This window comes from Fictibacillus arsenicus (assembly GCF_001642935.1).
GTDB classification, from domain to species: domain Bacteria; phylum Bacillota; class Bacilli; order Bacillales; family Fictibacillaceae; genus Fictibacillus; species Fictibacillus arsenicus_B.
In genome coordinates this window covers 549,092-572,116 of record NZ_CP016761.1, presented here as the reverse complement: position 1 = coordinate 572,116, position 23,025 = coordinate 549,092, and the positions used below count along the sequence as shown (strand labels likewise).

The 23,025-nt window shown below is 39.2% G+C and carries 24 protein-coding genes; 4 read left to right on the top strand and 20 right to left on the bottom strand.

The annotated features are described in order from the left end of the window. Positions 1 to 177: 177 nt before the first annotated feature. The 4 genes from ABE41_RS03195 to arsC form a co-directional block, all read right to left on the bottom strand. On the bottom strand, positions 178 to 1,587 hold the full coding sequence (locus ABE41_RS03195) for a SpoVR family protein (protein WP_066286437.1): 1,410 nt from the start codon (positions 1,585 to 1,587) through the stop codon (positions 178 to 180). Between the two features lie 95 nt (positions 1,588 to 1,682). After that, the gene (locus ABE41_RS03190; RefSeq protein ID WP_066286435.1) at positions 1,683 to 2,921 is read right to left on the bottom strand and encodes an MFS transporter; all 1,239 of its coding nucleotides are present in this window, start codon (positions 2,919 to 2,921) and stop codon (positions 1,683 to 1,685) included. 266 nt (positions 2,922 to 3,187) lie between these two features. Continuing rightward, a complete protein-coding gene (locus tag ABE41_RS03185; RefSeq protein ID WP_156774212.1) occupies positions 3,188 to 4,423 on the bottom strand; it encodes a TolB family protein in 1,236 nt (411 codons plus the stop codon). A gap of 91 nt (positions 4,424 to 4,514) precedes the next feature. Beyond that, positions 4,515 to 4,916, bottom strand: a complete 402-nt coding sequence (gene arsC, locus ABE41_RS03180) for an arsenate reductase (thioredoxin) (protein WP_066286431.1) — start codon at positions 4,914 to 4,916, stop codon at positions 4,515 to 4,517. Between the two features lie 138 nt (positions 4,917 to 5,054). On the opposite strand from arsC, the gene ABE41_RS03175 reads away from it, so the two are divergent. The 4 genes from ABE41_RS03175 (at position 5,055) to ABE41_RS03160 (ending at position 7,899) form a co-directional block, all read left to right on the top strand. Beyond that, positions 5,055 to 5,375, top strand: coding sequence for an ArsR/SmtB family transcription factor (locus ABE41_RS03175; protein ID WP_066286429.1), 321 nt, complete (start codon positions 5,055 to 5,057; stop codon positions 5,373 to 5,375). Between the two features lie 42 nt (positions 5,376 to 5,417). Further along, a complete protein-coding gene (locus tag ABE41_RS03170) occupies positions 5,418 to 6,710 on the top strand; it encodes an arsenic transporter (RefSeq protein ID WP_083207915.1) in 1,293 nt (430 codons plus the stop codon). Positions 6,711 to 6,731: 21 nt separating this feature from the next. Continuing rightward, a complete protein-coding gene (locus ABE41_RS03165) occupies positions 6,732 to 7,193 on the top strand; it encodes an ArsI/CadI family heavy metal resistance metalloenzyme (RefSeq protein WP_437435467.1) in 462 nt (153 codons plus the stop codon). 118 nt (positions 7,194 to 7,311) lie between these two features. Next, positions 7,312 to 7,899, top strand: coding sequence for a YitT family protein (locus tag ABE41_RS03160; RefSeq protein ID WP_066286423.1), 588 nt, complete (start codon positions 7,312 to 7,314; stop codon positions 7,897 to 7,899). Between the two features lie 264 nt (positions 7,900 to 8,163). Here the strand turns inward: ABE41_RS03160 and ABE41_RS03155 are convergent, their stop codons facing one another. From ABE41_RS03155 to ABE41_RS03085, 16 genes are all read right to left on the bottom strand, one after another. Then, on the bottom strand, positions 8,164 to 8,547 hold the full coding sequence (locus ABE41_RS03155) for a DUF302 domain-containing protein (protein WP_066286421.1): 384 nt from the start codon (positions 8,545 to 8,547) through the stop codon (positions 8,164 to 8,166). Between the two features lie 63 nt (positions 8,548 to 8,610). Beyond that, positions 8,611 to 9,390, bottom strand: a complete 780-nt coding sequence (locus ABE41_RS03150; protein ID WP_066286419.1) for a sulfite exporter TauE/SafE family protein — start codon at positions 9,388 to 9,390, stop codon at positions 8,611 to 8,613. Between the two features lie 28 nt (positions 9,391 to 9,418). Beyond that, positions 9,419 to 9,901, bottom strand: a complete 483-nt coding sequence (locus ABE41_RS03145) for a DsrE/DsrF/DrsH-like family protein (protein ID WP_066286417.1) — start codon at positions 9,899 to 9,901, stop codon at positions 9,419 to 9,421. Positions 9,902 to 9,961: 60 nt separating this feature from the next. Further along, complete coding sequence (locus ABE41_RS03140) at positions 9,962 to 10,189, bottom strand: sulfurtransferase TusA family protein (RefSeq protein ID WP_066286415.1); 228 nt, start codon at positions 10,187 to 10,189, stop codon at positions 9,962 to 9,964. Between the two features lie 42 nt (positions 10,190 to 10,231). After that, on the bottom strand, positions 10,232 to 11,356 hold the full coding sequence (locus ABE41_RS03135; protein ID WP_066286412.1) for an MBL fold metallo-hydrolase: 1,125 nt from the start codon (positions 11,354 to 11,356) through the stop codon (positions 10,232 to 10,234). Positions 11,357 to 11,398: 42 nt separating this feature from the next. Next, on the bottom strand, positions 11,399 to 11,971 hold the full coding sequence (locus tag ABE41_RS03130) for a sulfurtransferase TusA family protein (protein WP_066286411.1): 573 nt from the start codon (positions 11,969 to 11,971) through the stop codon (positions 11,399 to 11,401). Between the two features lie 144 nt (positions 11,972 to 12,115). Continuing rightward, entirely contained in the window at positions 12,116 to 12,379 is a 264-nt protein-coding gene (locus tag ABE41_RS03125; RefSeq protein ID WP_066286410.1) for a metal-sensitive transcriptional regulator, read from the bottom strand. A 356-nt stretch (positions 12,380 to 12,735) separates the two neighbouring features. Then, complete coding sequence (locus ABE41_RS03120) at positions 12,736 to 14,484, bottom strand: phospho-sugar mutase (protein ID WP_066286408.1); 1,749 nt, start codon at positions 14,482 to 14,484, stop codon at positions 12,736 to 12,738. Positions 14,485 to 14,971: 487 nt separating this feature from the next. Beyond that, positions 14,972 to 16,522, bottom strand: a complete 1,551-nt coding sequence (locus ABE41_RS03115; RefSeq protein WP_066286406.1) for a bifunctional GNAT family N-acetyltransferase/carbon-nitrogen hydrolase family protein — start codon at positions 16,520 to 16,522, stop codon at positions 14,972 to 14,974. A gap of 36 nt (positions 16,523 to 16,558) precedes the next feature. After that, positions 16,559 to 16,951 (bottom strand): VOC family protein, encoded by a 393-nt coding sequence (locus ABE41_RS03110; RefSeq protein ID WP_066294549.1) that lies wholly within the window; start codon positions 16,949 to 16,951, stop codon positions 16,559 to 16,561. Then, positions 16,951 to 17,616, bottom strand: a complete 666-nt coding sequence (locus ABE41_RS03105; protein WP_066286404.1) for an HAD family hydrolase — start codon at positions 17,614 to 17,616, stop codon at positions 16,951 to 16,953. Before ABE41_RS03105 ends, ABE41_RS03110 begins: the two co-directional genes overlap by 1 nt. Positions 17,617 to 17,698: 82 nt before the next feature. Beyond that, on the bottom strand, positions 17,699 to 18,556 hold the full coding sequence (locus tag ABE41_RS03100; RefSeq protein WP_083207627.1) for a ComEC/Rec2 family competence protein: 858 nt from the start codon (positions 18,554 to 18,556) through the stop codon (positions 17,699 to 17,701). A 216-nt stretch (positions 18,557 to 18,772) separates the two neighbouring features. Next, entirely contained in the window at positions 18,773 to 19,939 is a 1,167-nt protein-coding gene (gene yhbH / locus ABE41_RS03095; RefSeq protein ID WP_066286403.1) for a sporulation protein YhbH, read from the bottom strand. 195 nt (positions 19,940 to 20,134) lie between these two features. Then, complete coding sequence (locus ABE41_RS21190) at positions 20,135 to 20,311, bottom strand: hypothetical protein (RefSeq protein ID WP_172827323.1); 177 nt, start codon at positions 20,309 to 20,311, stop codon at positions 20,135 to 20,137. Between the two features lie 32 nt (positions 20,312 to 20,343). Then, positions 20,344 to 20,919 carry a signal peptidase I gene (gene lepB / locus ABE41_RS03090; protein ID WP_066286402.1) on the bottom strand — a complete coding sequence of 192 codons (576 nt, stop codon included), beginning with the start codon at positions 20,917 to 20,919 and terminating at the stop codon, positions 20,344 to 20,346. A gap of 192 nt (positions 20,920 to 21,111) precedes the next feature. Next, positions 21,112 to 23,007 (bottom strand): PrkA family serine protein kinase, encoded by a 1,896-nt coding sequence (locus ABE41_RS03085; RefSeq protein ID WP_066286401.1) that lies wholly within the window; start codon positions 23,005 to 23,007, stop codon positions 21,112 to 21,114. Positions 23,008 to 23,025 lie beyond the last annotated feature (18 nt).

Below are 23,025 nucleotides of genomic sequence, written 5' to 3'. Positions count from 1 at the left end.
CGTAAGTATGCGGAACGCAGAGTGGTGGGTATCAGATCACTTTCATACATGACAGCATCATTTATACGGTGGATTTAAAAAACTTAACTCTTTCAGGCTGTATATTCTATGTTCCCAAAATAAAAAGCACGCCACCAGCGTGCTTTTTCCTATCAGTTTTTAAACGCTCGTTTAATTTTATAGGTACTTTCGATGCACAGTCTTCCCATCAAATGTGAACAATACAGGCTTCTGCTCGATCTTCGTCTCCATATGAACAGGGCGTCCCCAAAGATGATGAAGATGCGGTAATACCTTCTCAAGATACTTCACATCAAGTTCCATATCCTCATAGCTATGATTGAGGTATAGCTCCCCATTCTTCATATAATCTGCATCATTTACTGTGATATACGGAAACCCTCCGTTTACCCTCATACTAACGAGCTGATCACGGACTTCTTCCCATTGCTTATCGACAATTTTGTATTCCTTCCCCTGTTTTTGGAACAGGTACATGTCTTCCCGCTGAGCTAGATCCTTTGTTAGATAGTTTCGGATAAAAGACATGTCGGACTCCAGTTCACGGACTTCGAACATTTTTTCTCGTCCAGAACCAGGTTTAACTCCTTGCCTGATTAGCTCTTCATCTGGGTTGTTGTATCGTTCTTCAATATCTTTAAATACTTGAAGTCCTAAGTAATATGGATTGATGGATGTCTTGGATGGCTGGACAACTCCAGCGTTCAGTTTAGCGAACTCGATTGTTTCATGAGAGGTTAAGTCCATTTCTTGCAGGATTTTGGCGTGCCAATAAGATGCCCAGCCTTCGTTCATGATTTTTGTTTCGAGCTGCGGCCAGAAATAAAGCATTTCTTCTCGCATCATTGATAAAATATCCCTCTGCCATTCTTCTAGTTCACGGCTGTATTGCTCAATAAACAAAAGAATATCTTTCTCAGGCTGAGGCGGAAAAGATTTTTTCTTTTTCAATGCAGGCTTAGGACCTTTTTTATCATCGATTTTCCATAAGTCATCGTAAGGCGTTTCTTTCTTAGGTATTATTTCATCATCTTCACCAAACACATAGTTTAGTCTGTTCCTAACGATTGACGGGTCGATGTGTTCTTGGATAGCAAGCACAGCATCCAAGAACTGCTCTACTTCTTTTTTTCCATATAGATGTTCGTACTGAGCCACTCGTTCTGCCGTAGCTGTCATGCACTCTACCATGTCCCTTCTCGTGTTTGAAAAGCGGACATTGTTCTTAAAGAAGTCACAATGAGCAAGAACATGGGCAATGATAAGCTTATTTTGTATCAATGAGTTTGTATCTAGCAAAAATGCATAACATGGGTCTGAATTGATTACCAGTTCATAGATTTTGCTTAATCCCAAATCATATTGAAGCTTCATTTTGTGGAACTGTTTTCCGAAGCTCCAGTGTGAAAAACGTGTGGGCATTCCATACGCACCAAAAGTATAAATAATATCAGCCGGACATATCTCATACCGCATAGGGTAAAAATCAAGGCCAAAGTGGTCTGCAATCTCAGTAATTTCAGCAATTGCTTTTTCAAGCTCTTTATTTTGCAAGTCCCAGTTCATGTTTTCCCCCTCCTGCTTTTTCCTTACTTTTAACTGTATGAAAGAAAACGGACATTCATGAGAAAACAAGAGCGAAAATCGGACGTGTTTTAAATTTAAGCTTTTCGAACTGAGGGCAATAAATAAAACAGAAACGTACCTGCTGTAACAATTCCGCCAATTGTAATAGTAAACGTTGAGCTGGTAGACGACGCCAAATAACCTGATAGTATCGCTGAGACCAGCAGCAATAACCACGTCATCCATCTGCTTGTGGCCTGAACTCTGCCTAATAAATGATCAGGGGTATGCGTCTGACGAATTGTTCGAATACAAGGATTGATCATACAAGCAGCTAATACACCAATCGCATTCGTTATCGCGACACTAATAAAAGTTTCAGAGAATGCGAGTCCAATGATGGAAAGTCCTCCTGTTAGATGCGCGAACATTAAGATCGTCTGAAATCTGAAAATCCTGCTCATTCTGTTTGTTACCAGGGCTCCAGCGATCGCCATCAAACCGCCTAATGAGAGTATGATCCCAATCTCAGCAGGCTTAAAAAAGAGAACTTCTTTTAGGTGGAAAATAAGTAACGTTAAAAACATCGTTGTTCCAAAAGTTGATATCATGAGCGCCAAGTTTGTATACCAAATGATCTTCGTATTAAACACATGTTTAAAACCTTCTTTGAGTTCTGAAGCAAATGCGTGAAAAAAGGTATGCCGATTATAGGGGGTTACCTTATTTTCGTGTTCAATATGTATTTTAGTGATCATCCAAAAAGTTAAAAAGAATGATATTGCGTTTAAGAAGAGACCTGCGCCTGGAGCAGTCATTGAAACTAGCAGTCCTCCCAGTGCCGGACCAATAACGATTGCCGTTTGAAATAATCCTTCATCCCATGCGTTTGCTTCATGTAGCCTTTCTTTTTGTACGAGATGAGGTAAAAAAGCAAACCCAGCTGCATTATGTAGCTGCGTCAGCCAACCCATGAATAAGGCCCCCGCTGCAATATGCCAAAATTCAAGTGTATCGGTTTGGTAGAGCGCAGCAAGCAGCAGCAATAAAAATCCTCTGGAGAGATCACTGAAATAAAGAATTCTTTTCCGGTTATATGTATCTGCTATCCATCCAGCTATAGGCTGGAAGAAAACCGGGATCCTTTCCACAGCAGCTATGATCCCCATAGAAACAGCAGAACCTGTAAGCTGAAGTACAATCAGCGGAAGTACGAGGAGGTAAACTTGATCGCCTAAAAATGATATAAATTTACTTCCAAGCAAATTCATTACTTTTACATTCTTATATAACGGCTGCGTTTCTAGGTGTGTATTTTTACGTAAAGACTGCATTTATTAAATCCCCTTTCTCTCTGCTTAATAAAATTACTTATTAAGCAGAGAGAATCCTTTAGAAAAAAATAAATTGTTGGGGACTGGTCCCCCAACAATTTATTTCCCTTCGTCGTTTCAGCTTCCTGAGCTAATAAAATACTCCAAAAGGACCAAGGTTTGCTCACAATTTACTTTTACTCCTTCGTATATCGAGTTTCATCGACATTTATTTCCCAGCCTTCTGCTAAAATAAGAAGCATCCCCTAAAGGGGATGCTTCTCTCACTACTTACCTTGATAAACATCCAATACGCTTGGCCATCCGTAATATTCCTCAGTAGGTTTTACTAATTTATCGATCCAAACGGTTTCTTTAGATCCTGGATTTACCTTTTTCATAACTTTTGATTGATTAGAGATTGCAAATGTTCTTACCCAAATAATCGCTTCATTAGGCAATTTTTTAGGATATTCGTCTGCAGCTCCCTTCTCGGGCTGAGTTAATCTTTTAGCACTCCTTGTCGTTGTATCAACCAAAGCTAGGAATGGCTTAGATCTTTTTTCTTCAGGCACTTCCCATCCCCACTCAATCTGCCTGCTTACAACGATTTCACGGTCATTCCTCCATGTGAAATCTCCATCAGCATAACCTTTAAAACTTAGATCCACTTCTTTTCCGCTTCGTGAGTCCCAAATGGTTAATCGTTTATTTTCAGAGACAAGTCTTCCTATCCCATTAATAAAAGCCAATCTTTCAGTTTTTGGAGACCAGTGAAACCAATTTGAGTTACTTAACATATTTGCGATCATTTTAGTGTTTGATCCGTTCTTTGAAACAATCATTAATGTGTTGCTGTCAGCCGACAATGAAGCAGTGGGGCAGGCGATAAAAGTAAAAACGCTATTCTTCATCCCCCACTTAAATTTTGTTGTGCCGATAGCGAAAAAAGAATCACTCATTTCTGGCAAAGTAGTAATTTTCCTCACTTTTTTCAAATCGCCTTTTGCATCTGCCGGAACCGTAAAGATCTGAACAGGGGTCCATCCATCTGGCTGCAAACTAGCTGAAGAGGAAACAACAAACCCTTTACTATCAGGTGTCCAGCTATAGTTTCCAACACCAATGATTACATTTTGAAAAGATGACGCCGGCTTTGACACATCTATTACATTTAGAACGCTCCCGCTTTTCCAAGCGAGCAGCTGACCTCCTGGTGACCATCTTGGCATCTCAACAACACCTGTAAACACATTTCTTTTTAGACGAGTCACCCGGTTGTATACCCATAACTCTTTTGCTTCACCCTCACCAGCCATGTAACTGATATACATTCCATCACTAGAGAATTTCGGGTGTGACAGCTTACTGCCTTCAACTAACCTTCTTTCCACATCCCCATCTTTTAACCAAAGTCCATCTTTACGAATAAAAGCAGCTTTTCCCTCAGCCGCTTCGGAATGGTTCGGATAATTCATAATCATTATCAACATGCTAATCAACAGAATAGTTAATCGTTTCACATCATTCACCTCATTACTAACATGAACTAAATGAGAGAATTCATACAAAAAAAGCTCAGAAACCATCGGCTTCTGAGCTTGTCTGCTACAATTATTCTCCTGTTTCAGCAAAACGCTTGATACGTGCTGCGATTTCGTCACGTACACGCTGGAATTCGCTCCACTCTTTCCCTGCAGGGTCATCAAATCCCCAGTGTTCACGCTTTTTATGAGGCGGTGTTGCCGGACATACGTCATTGGCATGTCCACAAAGCGTTACAACTAAGTCAGCTTTTTCTAAGATATCTTTATCAATTACATCAGAAGTCTGATTTGTAATGTCGATATCTACTTCTTTCATCGCTTTAACAGCATTCGGGTTTACACCGTGCGCTTCAATTCCAGCAGAATATACGTCATATTTATCACTAAGATAGTGGTGTCCGAATCCTTCAGCCATCTGAGAACGACAAGAGTTTCCTGTGCAAAGGAAATAGATGATTGGTTTCGCCATGTTTAAAACCTCCTAAGATTAAAGAACTTTCTTTCGTGACCATCATAATATAAGTATATCCTTATATCAATATTTATTTATATATTCTTTGACATTTTATATAAACATATGGTTATATACTAATGAGGTGAAATCGATATGGAACTGGATCAGTTAACCGATTGTTACAAAGCAATGGCAGATAAAACACGCTTGAATATTTTAGCTTTACTCCGTCACGAAGAATTATGTGTATGCGAGCTGGTTGAAATATTAAAAATGACACAACCTAGTATTTCACAACATTTAAGAAAATTAAAGCAAGCCAAATTAGTTAAAGAACGACGAAACAGTCAATGGATATTTTACTCCATCGACGGTGAGATCTATCCTTTTATAAAAGCAAACTTAGAAGCTCTTCCTGATATGTCAGAGAAAATTGAACAACTTAAAGCTTCGGGCGGTAAGGTTTGCTGCTAACATAGAAAATCAGGAGCAATTGGGGGAATTGATATGGACAGCATGGCGATTACGGCCTTCGCTGTATTTCTAGTTACGATTACTTTTGTTATCTGGCAGCCTAGAGGTCTTTCAATCGGATGGTCTGCTACAATCGGTGCGACTATTGCACTTCTTCTAAAAGTCGTAAGTCCTGCAGACGTCTGGACCGTTACAGGTATCGTTTGGAACGCAACATTAGCTTTTGTTGCGATCATTCTCATATCGATCATTTTGGACGAAATCGGCTTTTTTGAATGGTCTGCCCTTCATATGGCAAGACTTGCTGGCGGGAACGGCAAGAAGATGTTTACATATGTCATCCTTCTTGGAGCTGCTGTTTCCGCATTCTTCGCTAACGATGGTGCAGCATTAATCCTGACACCAATCGTACTTGCACAAGTCCGCGCACTTAATTTCAAAGAATCAATGGTTCTTCCTTTTATTATGGCGAGCGGATTTATTGCAGATACGACTTCTTTGCCGCTTGTCGTGTCAAACTTAGTAAACATTGTTTCAGCTGATTTTTTCAACATCGGATTCGTTGAATACGCAAGCCGGATGATCATACCGAACTTCTTTTCTTTAATAGCGAGCATGCTTGTTCTGCTTATCTTTTTCGGTAAAGATATCCCTGAAAACTATGATCTTTCCCAATTAAAAAAACCGAAAGAAGCCATTCGTGATCAGAAGCTTTTCAAGCTATCATGGGTGATCCTTGCTGTTCTTTTAGCAGGTTATTTAACAAGTGAATTTATCGGTATTCCTGTATCATTTATTGCAGGAGCTGCAGCACTAATATTTATCTTAGCTGCTCGTAAAAGTCCAGCTATCGAAACGAAAAAAGTCGTTAAAGACGCACCTTGGACGGTTGTCGTATTCTCAATCGGTATGTATGTAGTTGTTTATGGTCTTCGTAATGCAGGACTTACTGATATGCTCGGAAACGTAATTCAAGTTGTTGCAGACCAAGGATTGTTTGCTGCTACGATCGGTATGGGCTTTATCGCAGCGATTCTTTCATCGGTAATGAATAACATGCCGACTGTAATGATTGACGCTTTAGCTATTCAAGGTACAGAAACTTCTGGTGTTATCCGCGAAGCATTGATTTACGCAAACGTTATTGGTTCAGATCTTGGACCAAAGATTACACCTATTGGGTCATTAGCAACCCTCTTATGGCTGCACGTTTTATCTAAAAAGGGTGTAAAAATCACGTGGGGCTATTACTTTAAAATTGGTATCCTTCTAACGGTTCCAACATTGTTTATTACTTTAACCGGCCTATATCTATGGCTATTGCTATTATCATAAAAAAGGAGAGTGCAAATCATGATCCAACGTATGCATGTTGCTGTTAACTGTTCAAATTTAGAGAAATCACTTGAGTTTTATAAAAACTTTTTCGGGCAAGAACCAGCAAAAGTAAAAGAAAACTATGCAAAATTCGAACTGGATGAACCAGGACTACACTTTTCCCTGAATGTGCGTCCCTTCGAAAAAGAAGGCGTGCTGAACCACTTAGGTTTTCAAGTAAATAACACAGAAGACGTACTCGCTATGGGTGAACGTCTTCGTAAAGCAGGTCTGTTATTAATCGACGAGATGGACACGACATGCTGCTATGCCGTTCAAGATAAGGTATGGATCTATGATCCGGACGGCAACGCTTGGGAGATCTTCTACACGAAAGAAGACTCTAAGTTTGAATCTGCTGGAGATGCACGCGATCTGTCACTTTGCTGTGCTCCGCCACAAAAACCGCAAACGATTCAATTAGGATTCACAAAGAAATAAACGCACATCCCCCTGCTGAATAGCAGGGGGATTTTGTATGTCAACCGCTCGCCATAATGACTATTCCTGGACAAACCCGCATATTATCTAGTAATCACATTAGACAGGGATGATTGCCATGATGAAACGTACTGTAGCAATCTTTTTGGGCAGCGTGCTGCTCGGTATAGGAATAAATGGATTTATTGTCCCTTTTCATTTACTGGATGGCGGGATGATCGGGATCAGTCTTATCGTAAAATATGTATGGGGCTATAAAGTTGGTCTAACCCTGATTTTATTAAGCATTCCTATATATCTTATAGCATGGAAGCTCGAACGCCGCTATTTTATTAACAGCATTCATGGTCTCTTAGTTTCTTCCTTAATCATTGATCTTTTGACTCCATTAAGAGGTATGTTTTCTGTTTCAATCATTGAGAGTTCTGTAATTGGCGGTTTGTTTATTGGAACAGGTATTGGCTGGATGCTGAGGCACGAAACAAGTACTGGCGGAACTGATCTGCTGGCACTTTTCGTATCACGCTGGCTTTCGATAAATGTCGGCATGGTCATTTTTTTGATCGATGCAGCCGTTATATTAGCTGGGCTTTATGTGATGGGAGAAGGGATTTTATTTTATTCCCTCGTTACAATTCTTTCGGTAGGGTTTGCAACGATGACAATGACACTTATCCGGTCAATCCAATTTTACAAGAGCACATAAAGAAAGAGCCCCAGACAGGCTCTTTTTTTAAAATAAAACTGTTTTTGCAACGATGCTGCTATTAGAAGTGGTTGATTTCCGCTCCAGGATGCTCGCTTTCCGCGGGGCGTGCGGTGAGCCTCCTCGGCGCTTTGCACCCTTAGGAGTCTCACCTGTCCCGCTGATCCCGCAGGAGTCTCGCACCTTGCACTCCAATCAACATGTCAACGAAGTGTCTTCATAAAAAGAATCATATGCAACAATCTTCTTGAAAAGAGCCTTTAATCAAACGGTTTTATCCATACATGCGATCAATCGGTCTTCAATGTCTTTTGCTTTTTGTTCTAGGTCTTGGTCGTTGAGCAGTTTTACAAACTCAGTCGGCTTCGGCATTCCGATTTTCGTCTTCCCCTCATCTGTATACAACACCATTTTACAAGGCAAGAAATATCCGATCATCTTATTCTGTGTCAGAACTTCCTTCGCTTCATGTGGGTTGCATACCTCTAAAATAAGAAAATCATCGTTATAGTCCAGTCCTTTTTCCTGCAGCTTTTCTTTTACGTTAAACTGCCATAGCACACCGAACTTTTCTTCTTTTAACTGTTCCTCTAATTTTTGAGCCGCTTCTTCCATTGTCATTGTTGTCTCGACTGTGTAATGAAACATAAGCATCTCCCTTGTTTGTGTCTTTCTTAGTATGTCTTGCCTAATTGATGAACAGGCAAACATTTATCCTAAAATATCTAGCCAAATCTTAATTGACGTTGCAATAATTAGTGCAGCTAAGATGAATTGAAGGATTTTTGTATTTATTTTTTTACCGAATTGAGCTCCAAGCGGAGACGCGATCAGACTTGCTACTACCATGATGACTGCTGGCCATAACAATACTTGACCAGTCGTGATCTTACCAATCGTTGCACCGATTGATGAAATGAAGGTGATAGCAAGTGATGTGGCAATCGTCATTCGAGTTGGTATCTTAAGAACAACCAACATGATCGGAACAAGGATAAACGCTCCAGCTGCACCTACTATACCTGCTGCTACACCTACAATAAATGCGAGTCCCGCTGCCAGCCATTTATTAAACTTCACTTGATCTAATGGAATGTCATCAATGCCCTTCTTAGGAATAAGCATCATTACAGCTGCTATCGTCGCTAATACTGCATATACGATATTAATCTGTCCCTCTGACATTGCCTGTGAACCATATCCGCCAATAAAGCTTCCTAACAGAATAGCTGAACCCATATAGATAATAAGAGTCTTGTTCAAATAACCGCCTTTACGATAAGCCCAAACCCCACCTATAGTAGCGAAAAAAACTTGAACCGCACTTATACCTGAAACCTCATGAGCCGAGTATGCTGTGAAGCCTAGCATAGCTGGAATATATAGAAGCATTGGATACTTGATGATCGATCCGCCGATCCCTACCATTCCGGATATAAAAGAACCTATAAAGCCTATTAAAAAAATCGTTATTATGAATCCTAATTCCATGACTTCACTCCCCCATGGCTGATTTTATTTAGATAAACAAGTTGATCTTGGACTCATCTGCATCAGCAAGGTAAGAAGCTACACCAGCATAATCAAGACCATCAATAAGCTCATCTTTCGTAATACCCATAACATCCATAGACATTGTACATGCAACCATCTTCACATCTAGGTCTTGAGCCATCTCGATTAATTCTTTAAGCGTTACAATGTTTTTCTTTTTCATCGTATACTTCATCATCTTTCCGCCTAGACCGCCATAGTTCATTTTAGAAATACCAAGTTTTTCAGGTCCTCTTGGCATCATTTTCGCGAACATTTTATCCATGAATGTTTTCTTCACATTTACGTATTCTTCTTTTCTTAAGATGTTTAATCCCCAGAATGTAAAGAACATCGTCACTTGTTTCCCCATAGCAGCTGCACCTGTTGCGATAATAAAACTCGCCATCGCTTTATCAAGATCACCGCTGAATACGACCATTGTTGATTTATCTTGTGTTTGTTCCATTTTCCAACTCTCCCTTTTGTCAAGGATACCTATATAGGTATCCTTGCATTTAAAATTTTTTTACCCTTTTTGAATATAGAACTTGAATACGCCGTCTTCTTCTTTATGGTCTAATAATTCATGACCAGATGATTTTGACCATGCTGATAAGTCATTTACTGCACCTTTATCAGTTGCAAGTACTTCTAAGATGCCTCCGCTAGCAAGACCATCCATTGCTTTTTTTGTTTTTACGATTGGCATTGGGCAAGATAACCCTTTTGTGTCTAAAGTTTGTTTTACGTTCATTTGAAGAACCTCCTGGTAATTTTAGTTTAAGTTTTGTTTTATTTACTCAGTGATTGCACAGCGGTTTGGACCAATTTCCATCTCGCGCTGTTCGTCAGTTGTTGGATCGATTTTCCCCATGTTTGTCTGACGGATTTCTTGATATGCATTAGGCTGTGGCGGTAAGTTTTCTGTTACAGCTCTGCGGAATTCATCATCGCTTTCGATATTTAACCCTTCGTTCTTTTCAAACAGCTCGCCTAGAGGAGCTTGAACAGCACCTTTTTCATCAAGTTCGCTGATTTTACCAAAGTGAGCTGGCAATACAATTAGATCTTTTGAAAGATTGTTGTATTTGTTGTATAAAGAATCATGCAGATCGCTTACCCAGTCCTCAGCTTTACCAGCAAGGTCTGGACGTCCGATTGAATCAACAAACAGAATATCTCCAGAAAGCAAGTATTGTCCGTCAACGATCATAGAAGTACTTCCGATCGTATGACCTGGAGTATAAAGCGGCTGAATTTCAATCTTTGTATTACCGATCGTAATGTCTTTGTCTTCTTCTAATGCTTCATAAGAGAAAGTTACTTCTTCAGCATCTTTTGGAGGCAGCCAGTAAGTTGCGTTAGTTTTTTCCGCAAGACGGCGTCCGCCAGAAATGTGGTCAGCATGAAGGTGTGTATCGATCATGTGCTTAATTTCAATATTGTTTTCTTTAGCAAAATCTTCATAAGCTTCAATTGTACGAGCAGAATCAATGATCGCTGCTTCTCCGTTTGATTCAACAAGGTAAGAAAGGCAGCCTTTACCGATACGGTTGAATTGATAGATTGAACCGCCATCCTTTAAGTCGCCGATCTTCACGGGCAACAAGTATTCGCTCCAAGCCTTCATACCGCCTTCAAGGTAATAAACATCTTTAATTCCTGCTTCATCAAGCATCTCTGCTACCATTACAGAAGATCCTTCTTTAGCACAAACAACCAACACTTCTTCTTTTGGAAGGTGTTCCAATACATCCTCTACACCATCAATTAGATCGAAATACGGACGGTTGATTGACTCAATATCTTTACCTTCGATTTTCCAGTCTTTAAAATCACTTTCATTACGAACATCTAGAATAAACATTTTGCCTTCAACAACACGTTTTGCTACTTCTTTAGCTGTTAATGCTTTAACCATTTTATCAAATACCTCCCCAGGTATATTTTCAATTAAAATTTTTTAATTTTCTTCTACAGGCCCAGTCCATTCAGTCATTCCAGGCAATACGTTTTTCACACGCTCAAAACCTTTTTCAGATAAAATTTGTGCAGCCATATCACTTCTTGAGCCAGTACGACAAATGACATTGATTTCTTTATTTTTATCAAGTGTGTCTATTTTGCTTTCAAGTTCTCCCAAAGGAATAGATACTGCCCCAGGTATACGCTTGAACTCATATTCTGCAGGTTCTCTCACATCAAGCAAAATCATGCCGTCTTTGTTCTCAGCCAAAGCTTTTTCTAATTCATCGTTCTGAATCGTATGCTCATACTTTGCTGCTTCTTTTACTTCACCAGGGTTTGATTTTCTTAAGTAATGTTTAAGAACATCTCCCTCTTCATTTGTGCCTAAATACTGGTTTCCTGTGTTTCTTGCCCATCCTTGCATATCAGCTAGAGAACCTTTGTCTGTTGCTTGAACTTCAATAACTTGACCTGCCTCAAGCTGATCCATCGCTTTTTTCGTACGTACAATCGGCATTGGACATGATAACCCTTTACAGTCTAAAACTTGATCTACTTTAATACTCATGCTTATTACCTCCATATTTTTTTAACCAATCATATATACCCGCATAGGTATATGAAAACTCAAAAAAATTTATTAAATTATACCCATAGGGGTATATTAAATAATAAAAGAGAATCTGTCAACAGGCTATCCTTATGACAGATATTAGCGGCTTTTTACAAGAAGCTGAACGGCTTCTTTTACAAGATCGGAGTTCATTTCTTCTCCGTTTTTCATTTGATCACGCAAGCATTGCTCAAGGTTCGTGCCGACAATTAATCCAATCGTACGATCAATAGCAGTTCGTGAGGCAGAAAGCTGTGTGATAACGGCTTTACAATCTTGCTCTTCTTCTAACATACGCAAGACACCACGAATTTGCCCCTCAATTCTTCTTAGACGATTTTTCATTTCTTGTGTGTATTCCAAATCAGCACCTCCTCTTCGTAAAATACCTATAGGGGTATATTACATCATTATAATTTTAATGTCAAACGTTATATTTAAAGTCTCTTTTCTAAAAGACGGTTGCTTATGACTCTTTTTGCATACGCTTCGTTGATAAGTTGATTGAAGCGTAAGGTGCGAGACTCCTGCGGGATCAGGGTGACAGGTGAGACTCCTAAAGGCGCAAAGCGCGAGGAGGCTCACCGCACGCCCCGCGGAAAGCGAGCATCCTGGAGCGGAAATCAACCATTTCCAGTTAGCGACAAAGCTTGTGAAAACAGCCATATTTATAGATGGAAATTGGCTGCAGGCACTGCCTTACAGCCATTCATTATTTATTATTGTTCCACCTTTTGCATTCGTTCATGAACCAAATCCATAACAGCCTGCTTTAATGAAGCTAATGCTTCGTTGGCTTTCTCATTTGATTTAGCTTGTACTCCGAAATAAAACTTAATTTTCGGTTCTGTTCCTGAAGGTCTTACACAGAACCATGATCCGTCAGCTAACTTATATTTAAGTACATTTGATTTCGGAAGAATAATATCATCATTCGTATCACTTTCTATAGTATATCGGATACTTGCTTGATAATCCTCCGTAACATCCATCTTTTGTCCGTTGATCTCAAGCGGCAGATCAGCTCTAAATCCAGCAAGCAGGTTTACTATCTGCTCAGCGCCAGATTTTCCTTTTAACGTCAGAGATTCGAGTCCTTCCTTATAATAACCGTACTTTTCATAAACATCCGTTAACGCATCATAAAGCGTTTTGCCTTGTTTTTTATAATATGCAGCCATTTCTGCACCCATTAAACATGCTTGTACAGCATCTTTATCACGCACAAAGTCACCAATTAATGAACCATAGCTTTCTTCGTACCCGAAAATAAAGGAATGTTCTCCGCTCTTTTCATATTCTTTAATTTTTTCACCAATAAATTTGAACCCTGTAAGTGTATCTTCACATGTTAAACCATAAGATTCAGCAATAACACGTCCTAACTCTGAGGTTACAATTGTTTTAAATACGATACCTTTAGAACAAAGGCTGCCTTTTTCTTTACGCTGAGAAAGAATGTATTCCAGCATGAGGGCTCCCGTTTGGTTACCCGTTAAGATTTCATATTCACCTTTATTATTTTTCACTGCAATCCCGACTCTGTCTGCATCTGGATCAGTTGCCATTAGGATTTCAGCATCATTTTCTTTTCCATACTGAATAGCCAGTTCAAATGCAGCATGTTCTTCAGGATTAGGTGATTTTACTGTAGAAAAATTCGGATCAGGCTGCTCTTGCTCTTTGACAACAGTCACATTCGTAAATCCAAGCTGCTTGAGTCCTTCTCTTACTGGTGTATTAGCTGTTCCATGCAGCGGAGTAAAAACAATGCTTAAATCATGCATTTCTTTAATAACTTCACGGTTCAAGCTGATCTTAGTAAGCTGTTCCATATAAGCTTTATCAATCTCTTCACCGATTACTTCGATTAAACCTGCATTTTTTAATTCTTCTTCAGTCTTCACATCTATTAATAGTTCATCATCAACTGCATTTACCTTTTGGATCACTTCATCCGCTTCTTTAGGCGGGAGCTGTCCGCCATCTGGTCCGTACACTTTATAACCGTTATATTCTGGAGGGTTGTGACTCGCGGTAATAACAATACCGCTATACGCTTTTAAGTATCTCACTGCAAAAGAAAGCTCAGGTGTAGGTCTTAAGCTTTCAAAAACATATGCCTGTACTCCGTTCGAAGCTAAAGTCTTTGCTGCTTCCATCGCAAATTCAGGAGATTGGTGCCTTGAATCATAAGCGATTACTACTCCGCGTTTTTGTGCCTTTTCACCTTGATCCATTATAAAATGCGCTAACCCAAGTGATGCTTTACGAACCGTATACGTGTTCATTCGGTTTGTACCAGGACCAATTTCCCCGCGCATGCCCCCTGTACCAAACTCTAAGTTCTTATAGAAACAGTCTTCTAGTGCTGTCCTGTTATCTTTAATTCCTTCTAATGCAGTTTTTAAAGATTGTTCAAGTGCTTCATGCTGTATCCATCTTTCATATGTTTTCTCCCAGGACATTGTACTGCCTCCTTTTTCTTTTGAAGCTGAATAGATGTTTGTTCTCTTAAGTTTCGATTTTAATCGATTATTTCCTGCTCTATCTATTAAATACGGCCTTTATTATACCGTTTTCATCATAAAAAATAAAATCTATTCTTAAAATTCTTCTTAGCTCCGACACGATTCGTTATATTTCCCGAGAAATAGAAAAAATGCGGGAAGCTTTTTGAAGTTTGCCGCATTTACTTAAATTTTTCTCTTTTGTCATTTTTCTTCCTCGACAAGTTGATTGTAGCGCAAGGTGCGAGACTCCTCGAAAATGAAAATCAATTTTCTTCGTGCGATGTAACGCTCTCGAAGCCTTCCTTGTCCTGCGGGATCAGTGGGACAGGTGAGACTCCTAAAAGCGCAAAGCGCTGGGAGGCTCACCGCCCACCCCGCGGAAAGCGAGCATCCTGGAGCGGATATCAACATCTTCTAAACAACGTCTGCGAAACAGCCTTGCTTATTTACTCTTATCTTTTTGGATCACACTATATAAATCAAGACGTCTATCTCTAAGCAGCGTAACACTGCCTGTTTTACGCTGTCTTCTCAGGATTTCAAGATCTACATCACCTACCACTACCGTTTCGATATTCGGATGGCATTCTCCGACAATACCGTCTCTTGGGAAAGAGAAATCAGAAGGTGTGAAGATACCTGACTGGGCATATTGAATGTCCATGTTTTCTACTTGTGACAGGTTCCCTACTGTTCCTGCAATCGCCGTATAGATTTCATTTTCTATAGCACGGGCTTGAGAACAATAACGTACTCGCAAATATCCTTGACGGTCTTCTGTACAAAACGGTGTGAAAATAATTTTAGCACCCTGATCCGTAACAATACGGGATAGTTCAGGAAACTCGATATCATAACAGATAAGAATAGCAACTTTACCGCAATCTGTATCAAATACTTGTACTTTATCTCCAGCAGAGATCCCCCACCATTTTCGTTCATTTGGTGTGATATGAAGTTTATATTGCTTATCGATCGTACCGTCTCTTCTGAACAAATACGCTACATTGTATATGTCGCCATCTTCTTCGACAAAGTGTGATCCCCCGATGATGTTCACATTGTATCTTACAGCAAGGTTCGTAAACAATTCGATATACTGCTCCGTGAACTCAGTTAATTTACGGATCGCCAAGCTTGGGCTCTTTTCTTCGCAAAATGATAAGAGCTGTGTTGTAAGTAATTCAGGAAAAACTGCAAAATCTGAACCTTGATCTGCTGCAACGTCCGTATAATACTCCACTTGAGTTGCAAAATCTTCAAAAGAATCGATTGATTTCATCATGTATTGAATCGTTGTGATCCTTACGGGTTCAGTTGTTTTAAAATATTTCTTTGTTTTATTCGGAATGTAATCGACATTGTTCCATTCCATTAAAGTGGCATATGCCTTAGACTGCTTATCATCTGGCAGATAGCTTTTATTTAAACGCATGATCGTGAAACCATTCATTAGCTGAAACGTTAAAACAGGATCATAAATATTATGCTGGATCACTTCACGAACATATTCTCTCGGTGTCATCTCTTTTGAATACTTATGATAGTTTGGAATTCTTCCGCCCAATATAATACTCTTCAAGTTTTTTTGTTCAGCCAGCTCTTTGCGTGCCTCATAAAGCCTGGCTCCTATTTTCATACGGCGGTATTCTGGATGAACCATAACTTCAATCCCATACAAATTAAAGCCTTCTGGGTCATGATTTGTAATATAGCCTTTGTCTGTGATTCCATCCCACGTATGCTTATCATCATATTCATCGAAATTCACCATCAGACTCGAACAGCTTCCGACGATTTTCCCTTCATACGTTACACAGAATTGACCCTCTTGGAAAATACGAAGGTGGCTTTCCAGCTGATCCCGCTGCCAAGGCTCCATGTTTCCAGGAAAGCATACTTTTTGCAGTTTTAAAATTTCATCAATATCTTCAAATTGTATATTTCTAAGTTCTATCTTTTTCTCAAATTTTGAAACATCGATCTCGCTCATCTATTCCACTCCTCTAACCTGCTTTACTCGTTCAGTTTACTTCCATTGTTTCATACGCTCATTAAGAGAACCTGTAAATAATTCCAGTTCATTGCCGTCAGGATCTAGAAAACTTATCGTCCATCCTCCGCCTCTTTCGATAGGTCCCCTCGTTATAATAACTTGTTTTTCTTTGAGGTAAACAGCAGCTTTAGGGAAGTTTCTTTCAGAAACCGAAAAAGCAAAGTGATCCACACCGAGTTGATCTTTTTGTTTAGGTTTTGCTTTTTTGATTTCCAGTAAACATAACCAGATTCCGCTAATGTCCAAGTATACATCTGTATTCCCTCTATGCACTATTTTTGCACCTAAAATATTTTCATAAAAATGAACGGCTCTAGATAGTTCTGAAACTCTTATGGTTATATGATTGATTCCCTGAACCTCAATCATAATTTATGTTGTTCAACTAGCTGTATAAGTGCAGCTAGTTCAAGCTCTGCTATCGACTCCATTTGATGATCCACTTCATCAAATTGCATATGTCTTGTTACGGGGTTTGGAATAGCTACACAATAGAGACCTGCCTTTTTAGCAGCCAAAGAACCATTAACAGAGTCTTCAAATGCGATTGCTTCTCCCGGTTTAACTCCTAGTTCATCTACCGCTTTAAGATATAATGCCGGATCTGGTTTAACTTTTTCGACATCATCAGCTGTTTTGATCACTTCAAAATAATGGCTGAGACCGATTCTTTCAAGATGTTCCATTACCCATTGCCGCGAAGAACTGGATGCAAGTCCTATCTTCAATCCCATCTCTTTAGCTGCTTTTAGATAGTTTTCTATTCCAGGAAGCGGTTTTTGTTCTTTAATTAAGGCTAATGCTCGCTCTGTTTTCTTTATCCTTAATTCTTCATGATTCAGCTTTTTGTTAATTTGTTCTTCTAAGTATTCATAAGGGTTAAAACCAGAATGAGTCCCTATGCATTCACCCCACACTTCCAGAGGCAGCTCACTTCCATGTTCTTTATACATTTCTTGAAATGCATTGTAATGCTGAGTTTCAGTATCCAGAATCGTACCATCAAAATCAAAAACGAGTGCTTTAATCAATACTAATCATCCTAACCGCGTTTTTATTTATTTTCTTAAATTTTTAATAAAGACGCAAGAAAACCGATTCTGGTCTGGCAGTTTAATGAAGCACATTGGTTCTGAACATGATTTTTTTTCCGTTGCTTGTTGCGATGATTGCTCCGAGCTGGTCTGTTCTATAGACAGTCATCTTTCTATTGTTCAGCCTATACAGGACTTCTTTAGAAGGAAATTGATAAGGGTTGTTCTTCCCTACCGAAATTACAGCGGTTTTAGCTTTTACCTTCTTTAAGAACTCCATGGATGATCCGGTGTTTGCCCCATGATGACCAATCTTTATAACATCCGCCTTTACTCCCCCGCGGCTCATAATTTCTTTTTCTTCCTCCGCACCGGCATCTGCCATCAGTAAAAAGTTCTTTTTTCCGTGCTGAATTTTAATAACTGCTGAATAATCATTTATATGTTTGTAATACGAGCCTTTTGGCGCGAGCATTTCAACTTTTACCGAAAATCCCATTTTAAAATGAACGCCTGCTTTTGCTCTGTCTACTGGAATTTGCTTTTCATTAATTACACGAAAAAGGTCATGATAGTACTTTGTATCATATGGCAGGTTTGGCATGTACAGAACACTTACTGGAAATGCACGAATCACATCATCAAGTGAACCGATGTGATCATGATGAGGATGACTGGCTACTACAATATCTAAATGGGTAATGCCTTCTCTTTTTAGGTAGGTGATAATTTCTTCCGCATCATGCTCATCGCCGCCGTCAATCAGCATCGTTTGGCCGTTCGGTGCTTCTACAAGAATACAGTCGGCTTGTCCAACATCTAAAAAGTGGATTTTTAATGGATCAAACCAGTCGGCATGTGCAGTTTTTCCTGGCACCAGCATCAATACAAGCATGAAACAAATGACGAATGCCGCTGATTTGTTATATTTCTTCAAATTTCACACCCCTTTATTTAGTTTATTTCTCATTAAACTTTGTCGCCCTAGAGAGGTTGATTTCCGCTCCAGGATGCTCGGTCCAATCAACTTGTCATCGAAGGGAATCAAAAATAATTAAAATCGTTCAAAAAAATCTTATCTTTAGTTATATGTAATTACGCTTGTTTCAACAACAAAACCCGCTATCCAATACATGGATGGCGGGCGGCTAAATTATGTGGTGATTTCACTTTTTTTGAAGAAGCTCTTCATAGCATGGTAAACATCTGCTTTTTCTTTTAAAATATAATGATTGAACTTCGGGTTATCCATATTTTTGTATACACTCATTAATGTAGAGTGACGATTATAGGCATTCACTTCTCCATATCCAAACATATTTGAGTGTTCCATAATCTGCTGCACGAGTTTTACACATCTCGCATTATCACTTGTGAGATTGTCACCGTCGGAAAAATGAAACGGATAGATATTAAAGCGGTTAGATGAATATTTCGTTTCAATAAGTTCCAGCGCTTTTCGGTAAGCTGATGAACAGATCGTTCCTCCGCTTTCCCCTTTGTTAAAAAAGTCTTCTTCAGTAACTACTTTGGCTTCTGTGTGATGTGCAATAAATTCGATTTCTACTTTTTCGTATTTTGAGCGCAAAAAACGCGTCATCCAGAAAAAGAAACTTCTCGCCATGTACTTTTCCCATATTCCCATAGAACCCGATGTATCCATCATCGCTAAAACTACAGCTTTCGATTCTGGTTTTATCACTTCATTCCAGGTTTTAAAACGCAAATCATCATTATGAATTGGTGCTACACTTGGTTTGCCGATTAGTGCATTTCTTTTAAATGCGGTCAGTATGGTTCTTTTTTTGTCAACGTTGCCCATTAGCCCTTTTTTGCGAACATCATTAAATTCAATCTTTTCTAAAACGATCTGGTCTTGCTCTTTTTGTTTAAGGTTTGGCAGTTCCAGCTCTTTAAAGAGCATCTCTTCAAGTTCCAGTATGGAAACTTCTGCTTCGGCATAATCCACTCCTGGCTTATCACCCGCTGGACCTTTCCCTTTTCCTGCGCCATTTTGTCCTGCACGTCCATCTCTGGCTACTACGTCCCCCACCTGGCTATCTCCGTCACCTTGGCCTACGTGCTTGTTTTTGTCGTAGTTGTATCGGATTTTGTATTCATCCATCGAACGGATTGGAATTTTGATCACATCACGCCCGTTGGATAGAATGATATTTTCTTCGCTTATCAAATCCGGCAAGTTGTTTTTAATGGCTTCCTGCACTTTTTCCATATGCCTTTGATGATCTTGATATCCTTTTCGGTGGAGGGACCAATTTTCCTGGGACACAACAAAATTGTTCTTATCCTGTTCGCTCATCGTTTTCCCCTCCAGAGCAGCAAAAGTCAATGCTGCTTTTCTTGATCAACCCGGGGCATATCCTGTTTCCTTTAAATTCACTTTTATTAGAAAAAAGGGTTGGTTACTCTATCTTATGCAAGTACTCACTAGAATTGCTAAACTTTCACGATAAAAAAAGCCCCCTTTTCCAAAATCGAAAAGAGAGCTTGCACATTATTTCTTATATTCCTTTTTTTCATGCTGCTTAGGGTCAGGTGTTTTACCGCTTTTCCGTACTTCTTCATTTGATGAAACATGTTCCATCACTTTTCCGTGTTCTTTCATTTCTTCAAAATTTGATGCCATTGAACTGTTTTTTCTTTTTGGTTCTTCTTTATTTGGTTTTGTCATAGGGATTCACCTCTTAATGAAATTTTCCCCATTTATTCCTTTTTAAAACCGTTAAAAACTCTCATTTCATCAACTGGCCAATACCGAATATTCGCTTCTCCTACGATATCCTTCATTTCAACAAAACCAATATGGCGGCTGTCGATGCTATGAAGCCTGTTATCACCAAGAACGAAGATTTTTCCTTTTGGAACTGTACCATGCCCTGTGATTTCTTCAAGTGTAAAGTTGCCGGTAAGGGTACGGTTGCCTGCAAATCTTTTAAATTCTTCGAGATAAGGTTCCTCTACTGGCTTATTGTTTATATAAAGTTTGTCGTCTTTATATGCGATATGATCTCCTGGCAATCCTATTACACGTTTAATATAATCCTCTTTCGGATTAGCTTTAAACACAATAAGGTCAAAACGTTCCGGGCTGCTGATCTCATAGCCAATTTTATTTACGATGAGGCGATTGCCATTTTGAATAGTAGGCATCATCGATTCTCCGTAAACAACATACTGCTCAATCAAAAACTTTTTTATTATAATAGCAAGAATGAGTGCAATTCCAATCGCTTTAATCCAATCCAGCAGTCCATTTCTTTCTTTTCGAGCCGAGCTCATACAGCTCACTTCCTTTAGTTAGCTTATTAGTATCAATTTACCATTTTTAAGTTAGCAATTACAAGGTCAATATTTTTATAGTAAAAATGAATGTATAAAGATTCATTTATAATTTCTTTAGTTTTCCCTATTTTAGTGTAAAAAAACACACCCCGAAAGACCTTATCAGTGTCTTAGGGTGTGTTCTGAATATTAGCGATTCAGCAAGCTTCCAACATAGCGCAATAGTTCATTGGCACTAGTTGTATTATAGCCATGCTCATCGACAAGACGAGCTATTACTTCATTAATCTTTTTCAATTGTGATTCGTCGGGTGTCTTTGAAGAAGTTGTGATCTTCACAACATCCTTTAGATCTGCAAATAGTTTCTTTTGGATCGCTTCTCTTAGGCGCTCATGTGAATTGTAATCAAACTTCTTCCCTTTTCTTGCATATGCAGAAATACGGATAAGTATTTCTTCACGGAATGCTTTCTTCGCGTTTTCAGAGATACCGATCTGTTCTTCGATAGACCTCATCAGCTTTTCATCCGGACTCATCTCTTCTCCAGTGAGCGGATCACGGAGTTTATTCTTGTTGCAATAGGCCTCAACATTATCCAAATAGTTATCCATAAGTGTTTTAGCTGATTCTTCATACGAATAAACAAATGCTTTTTGAACTTCTTTTTTCGCAATGTCATCGTACTCTTTACGGGCAGCAGAGATAAAGTTGATAAACCTTTCTTTGTCTTCCTTAGAGATGGAAGCATGGTGATCAAGACCATCTTTTAGAGACCGTAATACATCCAACGCATTTATGGAAGGCGTTTCTTTACGTATAATGGCAGATGAAATTCGGTTTATTACATAACGAGGATCGATTCCTGACATTCCTTCATCAGAGAACTCTTTCTTCAATTCCTCCAGATCAACATGATTAAAGCCTTCTACAATTTCACCGTCATAAAGCCTCATCTTTTTAAGGAGGTCCATACCTTGTTTCTTTGAATCTTTCAATCTTGTCAGTACTGAGAAAATAGCCGCTACTCTAAGAGCATGAGGTGCAATATGAACGTGAGACATGTCACTCTCGCTTATCATTTTTGCGTAAATCTTTTCTTCCTGAGAAACTCTCAGATTATACGGCACGCCCATGACAATAATTCTTGAATGCAAGGCTTCGTTCTTTTTATTCGAAATAAAAGACCGGTACTCCGATTCGTTCGTGTGAGCCACGATTAATTCATCAGCGGAGATTAAGGCGAATCTTCCCGCTTTAAAGTTTCCTTCTTGTGTAAGTGAAAGCAGATGCCATAAGAACTTTTCATCACATTTCAGCATCTCCTGGAACTCCATCATTCCTCTATTCGCTTTGTTCAGTTCTCCATCAAAACGATATGCCCGAGGATCTGATTCTGATCCGTATTCCGCGATCGTAGAAAAATCAATGCTTCCTGTTAAATCCGCAATATCCTGTGATTTTGGATCAGATGGACTGAACGTTCCGATACCAGTTCGTTTGTCCTCTGAGAAAAAAATTCTTTCAACCATCACATCTTCAATTCTGTTGTCATACTCTTGTTCAAGCCTCATTGTATTTAACGGAGATAAGCTTCCTTCTACACGAATGCCATATTCATCATAAAACTCTTTTCTGAGATGCTGCGGAATTAAATGCAGTGGATCTTCATGCATCGGACAGCCTTTTATCGCATATACGGCGCCTTCTGGTGTTTTTGTATACTTTTCCAAACCTCTTTTTAACATCGTTACAAGAGTGGATTTACCACCCGATACAGGTCCCATTAACAGCAATATACGTTTACGGACATCAAGGCGTTTAGCGGCAGGGTGAAAATACTCTTCAACAAGTCGTTCGATTGATTCTTCTAATCCGAAGATCTGATCGCTGAAAAAATGATACATCTTTTGACCATTTTTTTCTGAAATTCCAGCATCTTTTATCATGTTGTATACTCTTGAATGCGCTGACTGGGCTACAAATGGCCGATCTCGTAAAATATCAAGGTATTCAGCGAAGGTACCTTCCCAGGCTAGACGCTGTTCTTCTTCTCGATGCAATTGGATTCTTGATAAAATATCCATGAGTACCTCCTTGATTGT

Bases quoted from the DNA above. Each gene is read 5' to 3' on its own strand.
- ABE41_RS03195 (WP_066286437.1), bottom strand. From the start codon at position 1,587: ATGAACTGGGACTTGCAAAATAAAGAGCTTGAAAAAGCAATTGCTGAA.
- ABE41_RS03190 (WP_066286435.1), bottom strand. From the start codon at position 2,921: ATGCAGTCTTTACGTAAAAATACACACCTAGAAACGCAGCCGTTATAT.
- arsC (WP_066286431.1), bottom strand. From the start codon at position 4,916: ATGGCGAAACCAATCATCTATTTCCTTTGCACAGGAAACTCTTGTCGT.
- ABE41_RS03175 (WP_066286429.1), top strand. From the start codon at position 5,055: ATGGAACTGGATCAGTTAACCGATTGTTACAAAGCAATGGCAGATAAA.
- ABE41_RS03170 (WP_083207915.1), top strand. From the start codon at position 5,418: ATGGCGATTACGGCCTTCGCTGTATTTCTAGTTACGATTACTTTTGTT.
- ABE41_RS03160 (WP_066286423.1), top strand. From the start codon at position 7,312: ATGATGAAACGTACTGTAGCAATCTTTTTGGGCAGCGTGCTGCTCGGT.
- ABE41_RS03155 (WP_066286421.1), bottom strand. From the start codon at position 8,547: ATGTTTCATTACACAGTCGAGACAACAATGACAATGGAAGAAGCGGCT.
- ABE41_RS03150 (WP_066286419.1), bottom strand. From the start codon at position 9,390: ATGGAATTAGGATTCATAATAACGATTTTTTTAATAGGCTTTATAGGT.
- ABE41_RS03145 (WP_066286417.1), bottom strand. From the start codon at position 9,901: ATGGAACAAACACAAGATAAATCAACAATGGTCGTATTCAGCGGTGAT.
- ABE41_RS03140 (WP_066286415.1), bottom strand. From the start codon at position 10,189: ATGAACGTAAAACAAACTTTAGACACAAAAGGGTTATCTTGCCCAATG.
- ABE41_RS03135 (WP_066286412.1), bottom strand. From the start codon at position 11,356: ATGGTTAAAGCATTAACAGCTAAAGAAGTAGCAAAACGTGTTGTTGAA.
- ABE41_RS03130 (WP_066286411.1), bottom strand. From the start codon at position 11,971: ATGAGTATTAAAGTAGATCAAGTTTTAGACTGTAAAGGGTTATCATGT.
- ABE41_RS03120 (WP_066286408.1), bottom strand. From the start codon at position 14,484: ATGTCCTGGGAGAAAACATATGAAAGATGGATACAGCATGAAGCACTT.
- ABE41_RS03115 (WP_066286406.1), bottom strand. From the start codon at position 16,522: ATGAGCGAGATCGATGTTTCAAAATTTGAGAAAAAGATAGAACTTAGA.
- yhbH (WP_066286403.1), bottom strand. From the start codon at position 19,939: ATGAGCGAACAGGATAAGAACAATTTTGTTGTGTCCCAGGAAAATTGG.
- ABE41_RS21190 (WP_172827323.1), bottom strand. From the start codon at position 20,311: ATGACAAAACCAAATAAAGAAGAACCAAAAAGAAAAAACAGTTCAATG.
- lepB (WP_066286402.1), bottom strand. From the start codon at position 20,919: ATGAGCTCGGCTCGAAAAGAAAGAAATGGACTGCTGGATTGGATTAAA.
- ABE41_RS03085 (WP_066286401.1), bottom strand. From the start codon at position 23,007: ATGGATATTTTATCAAGAATCCAATTGCATCGAGAAGAAGAACAGCGT.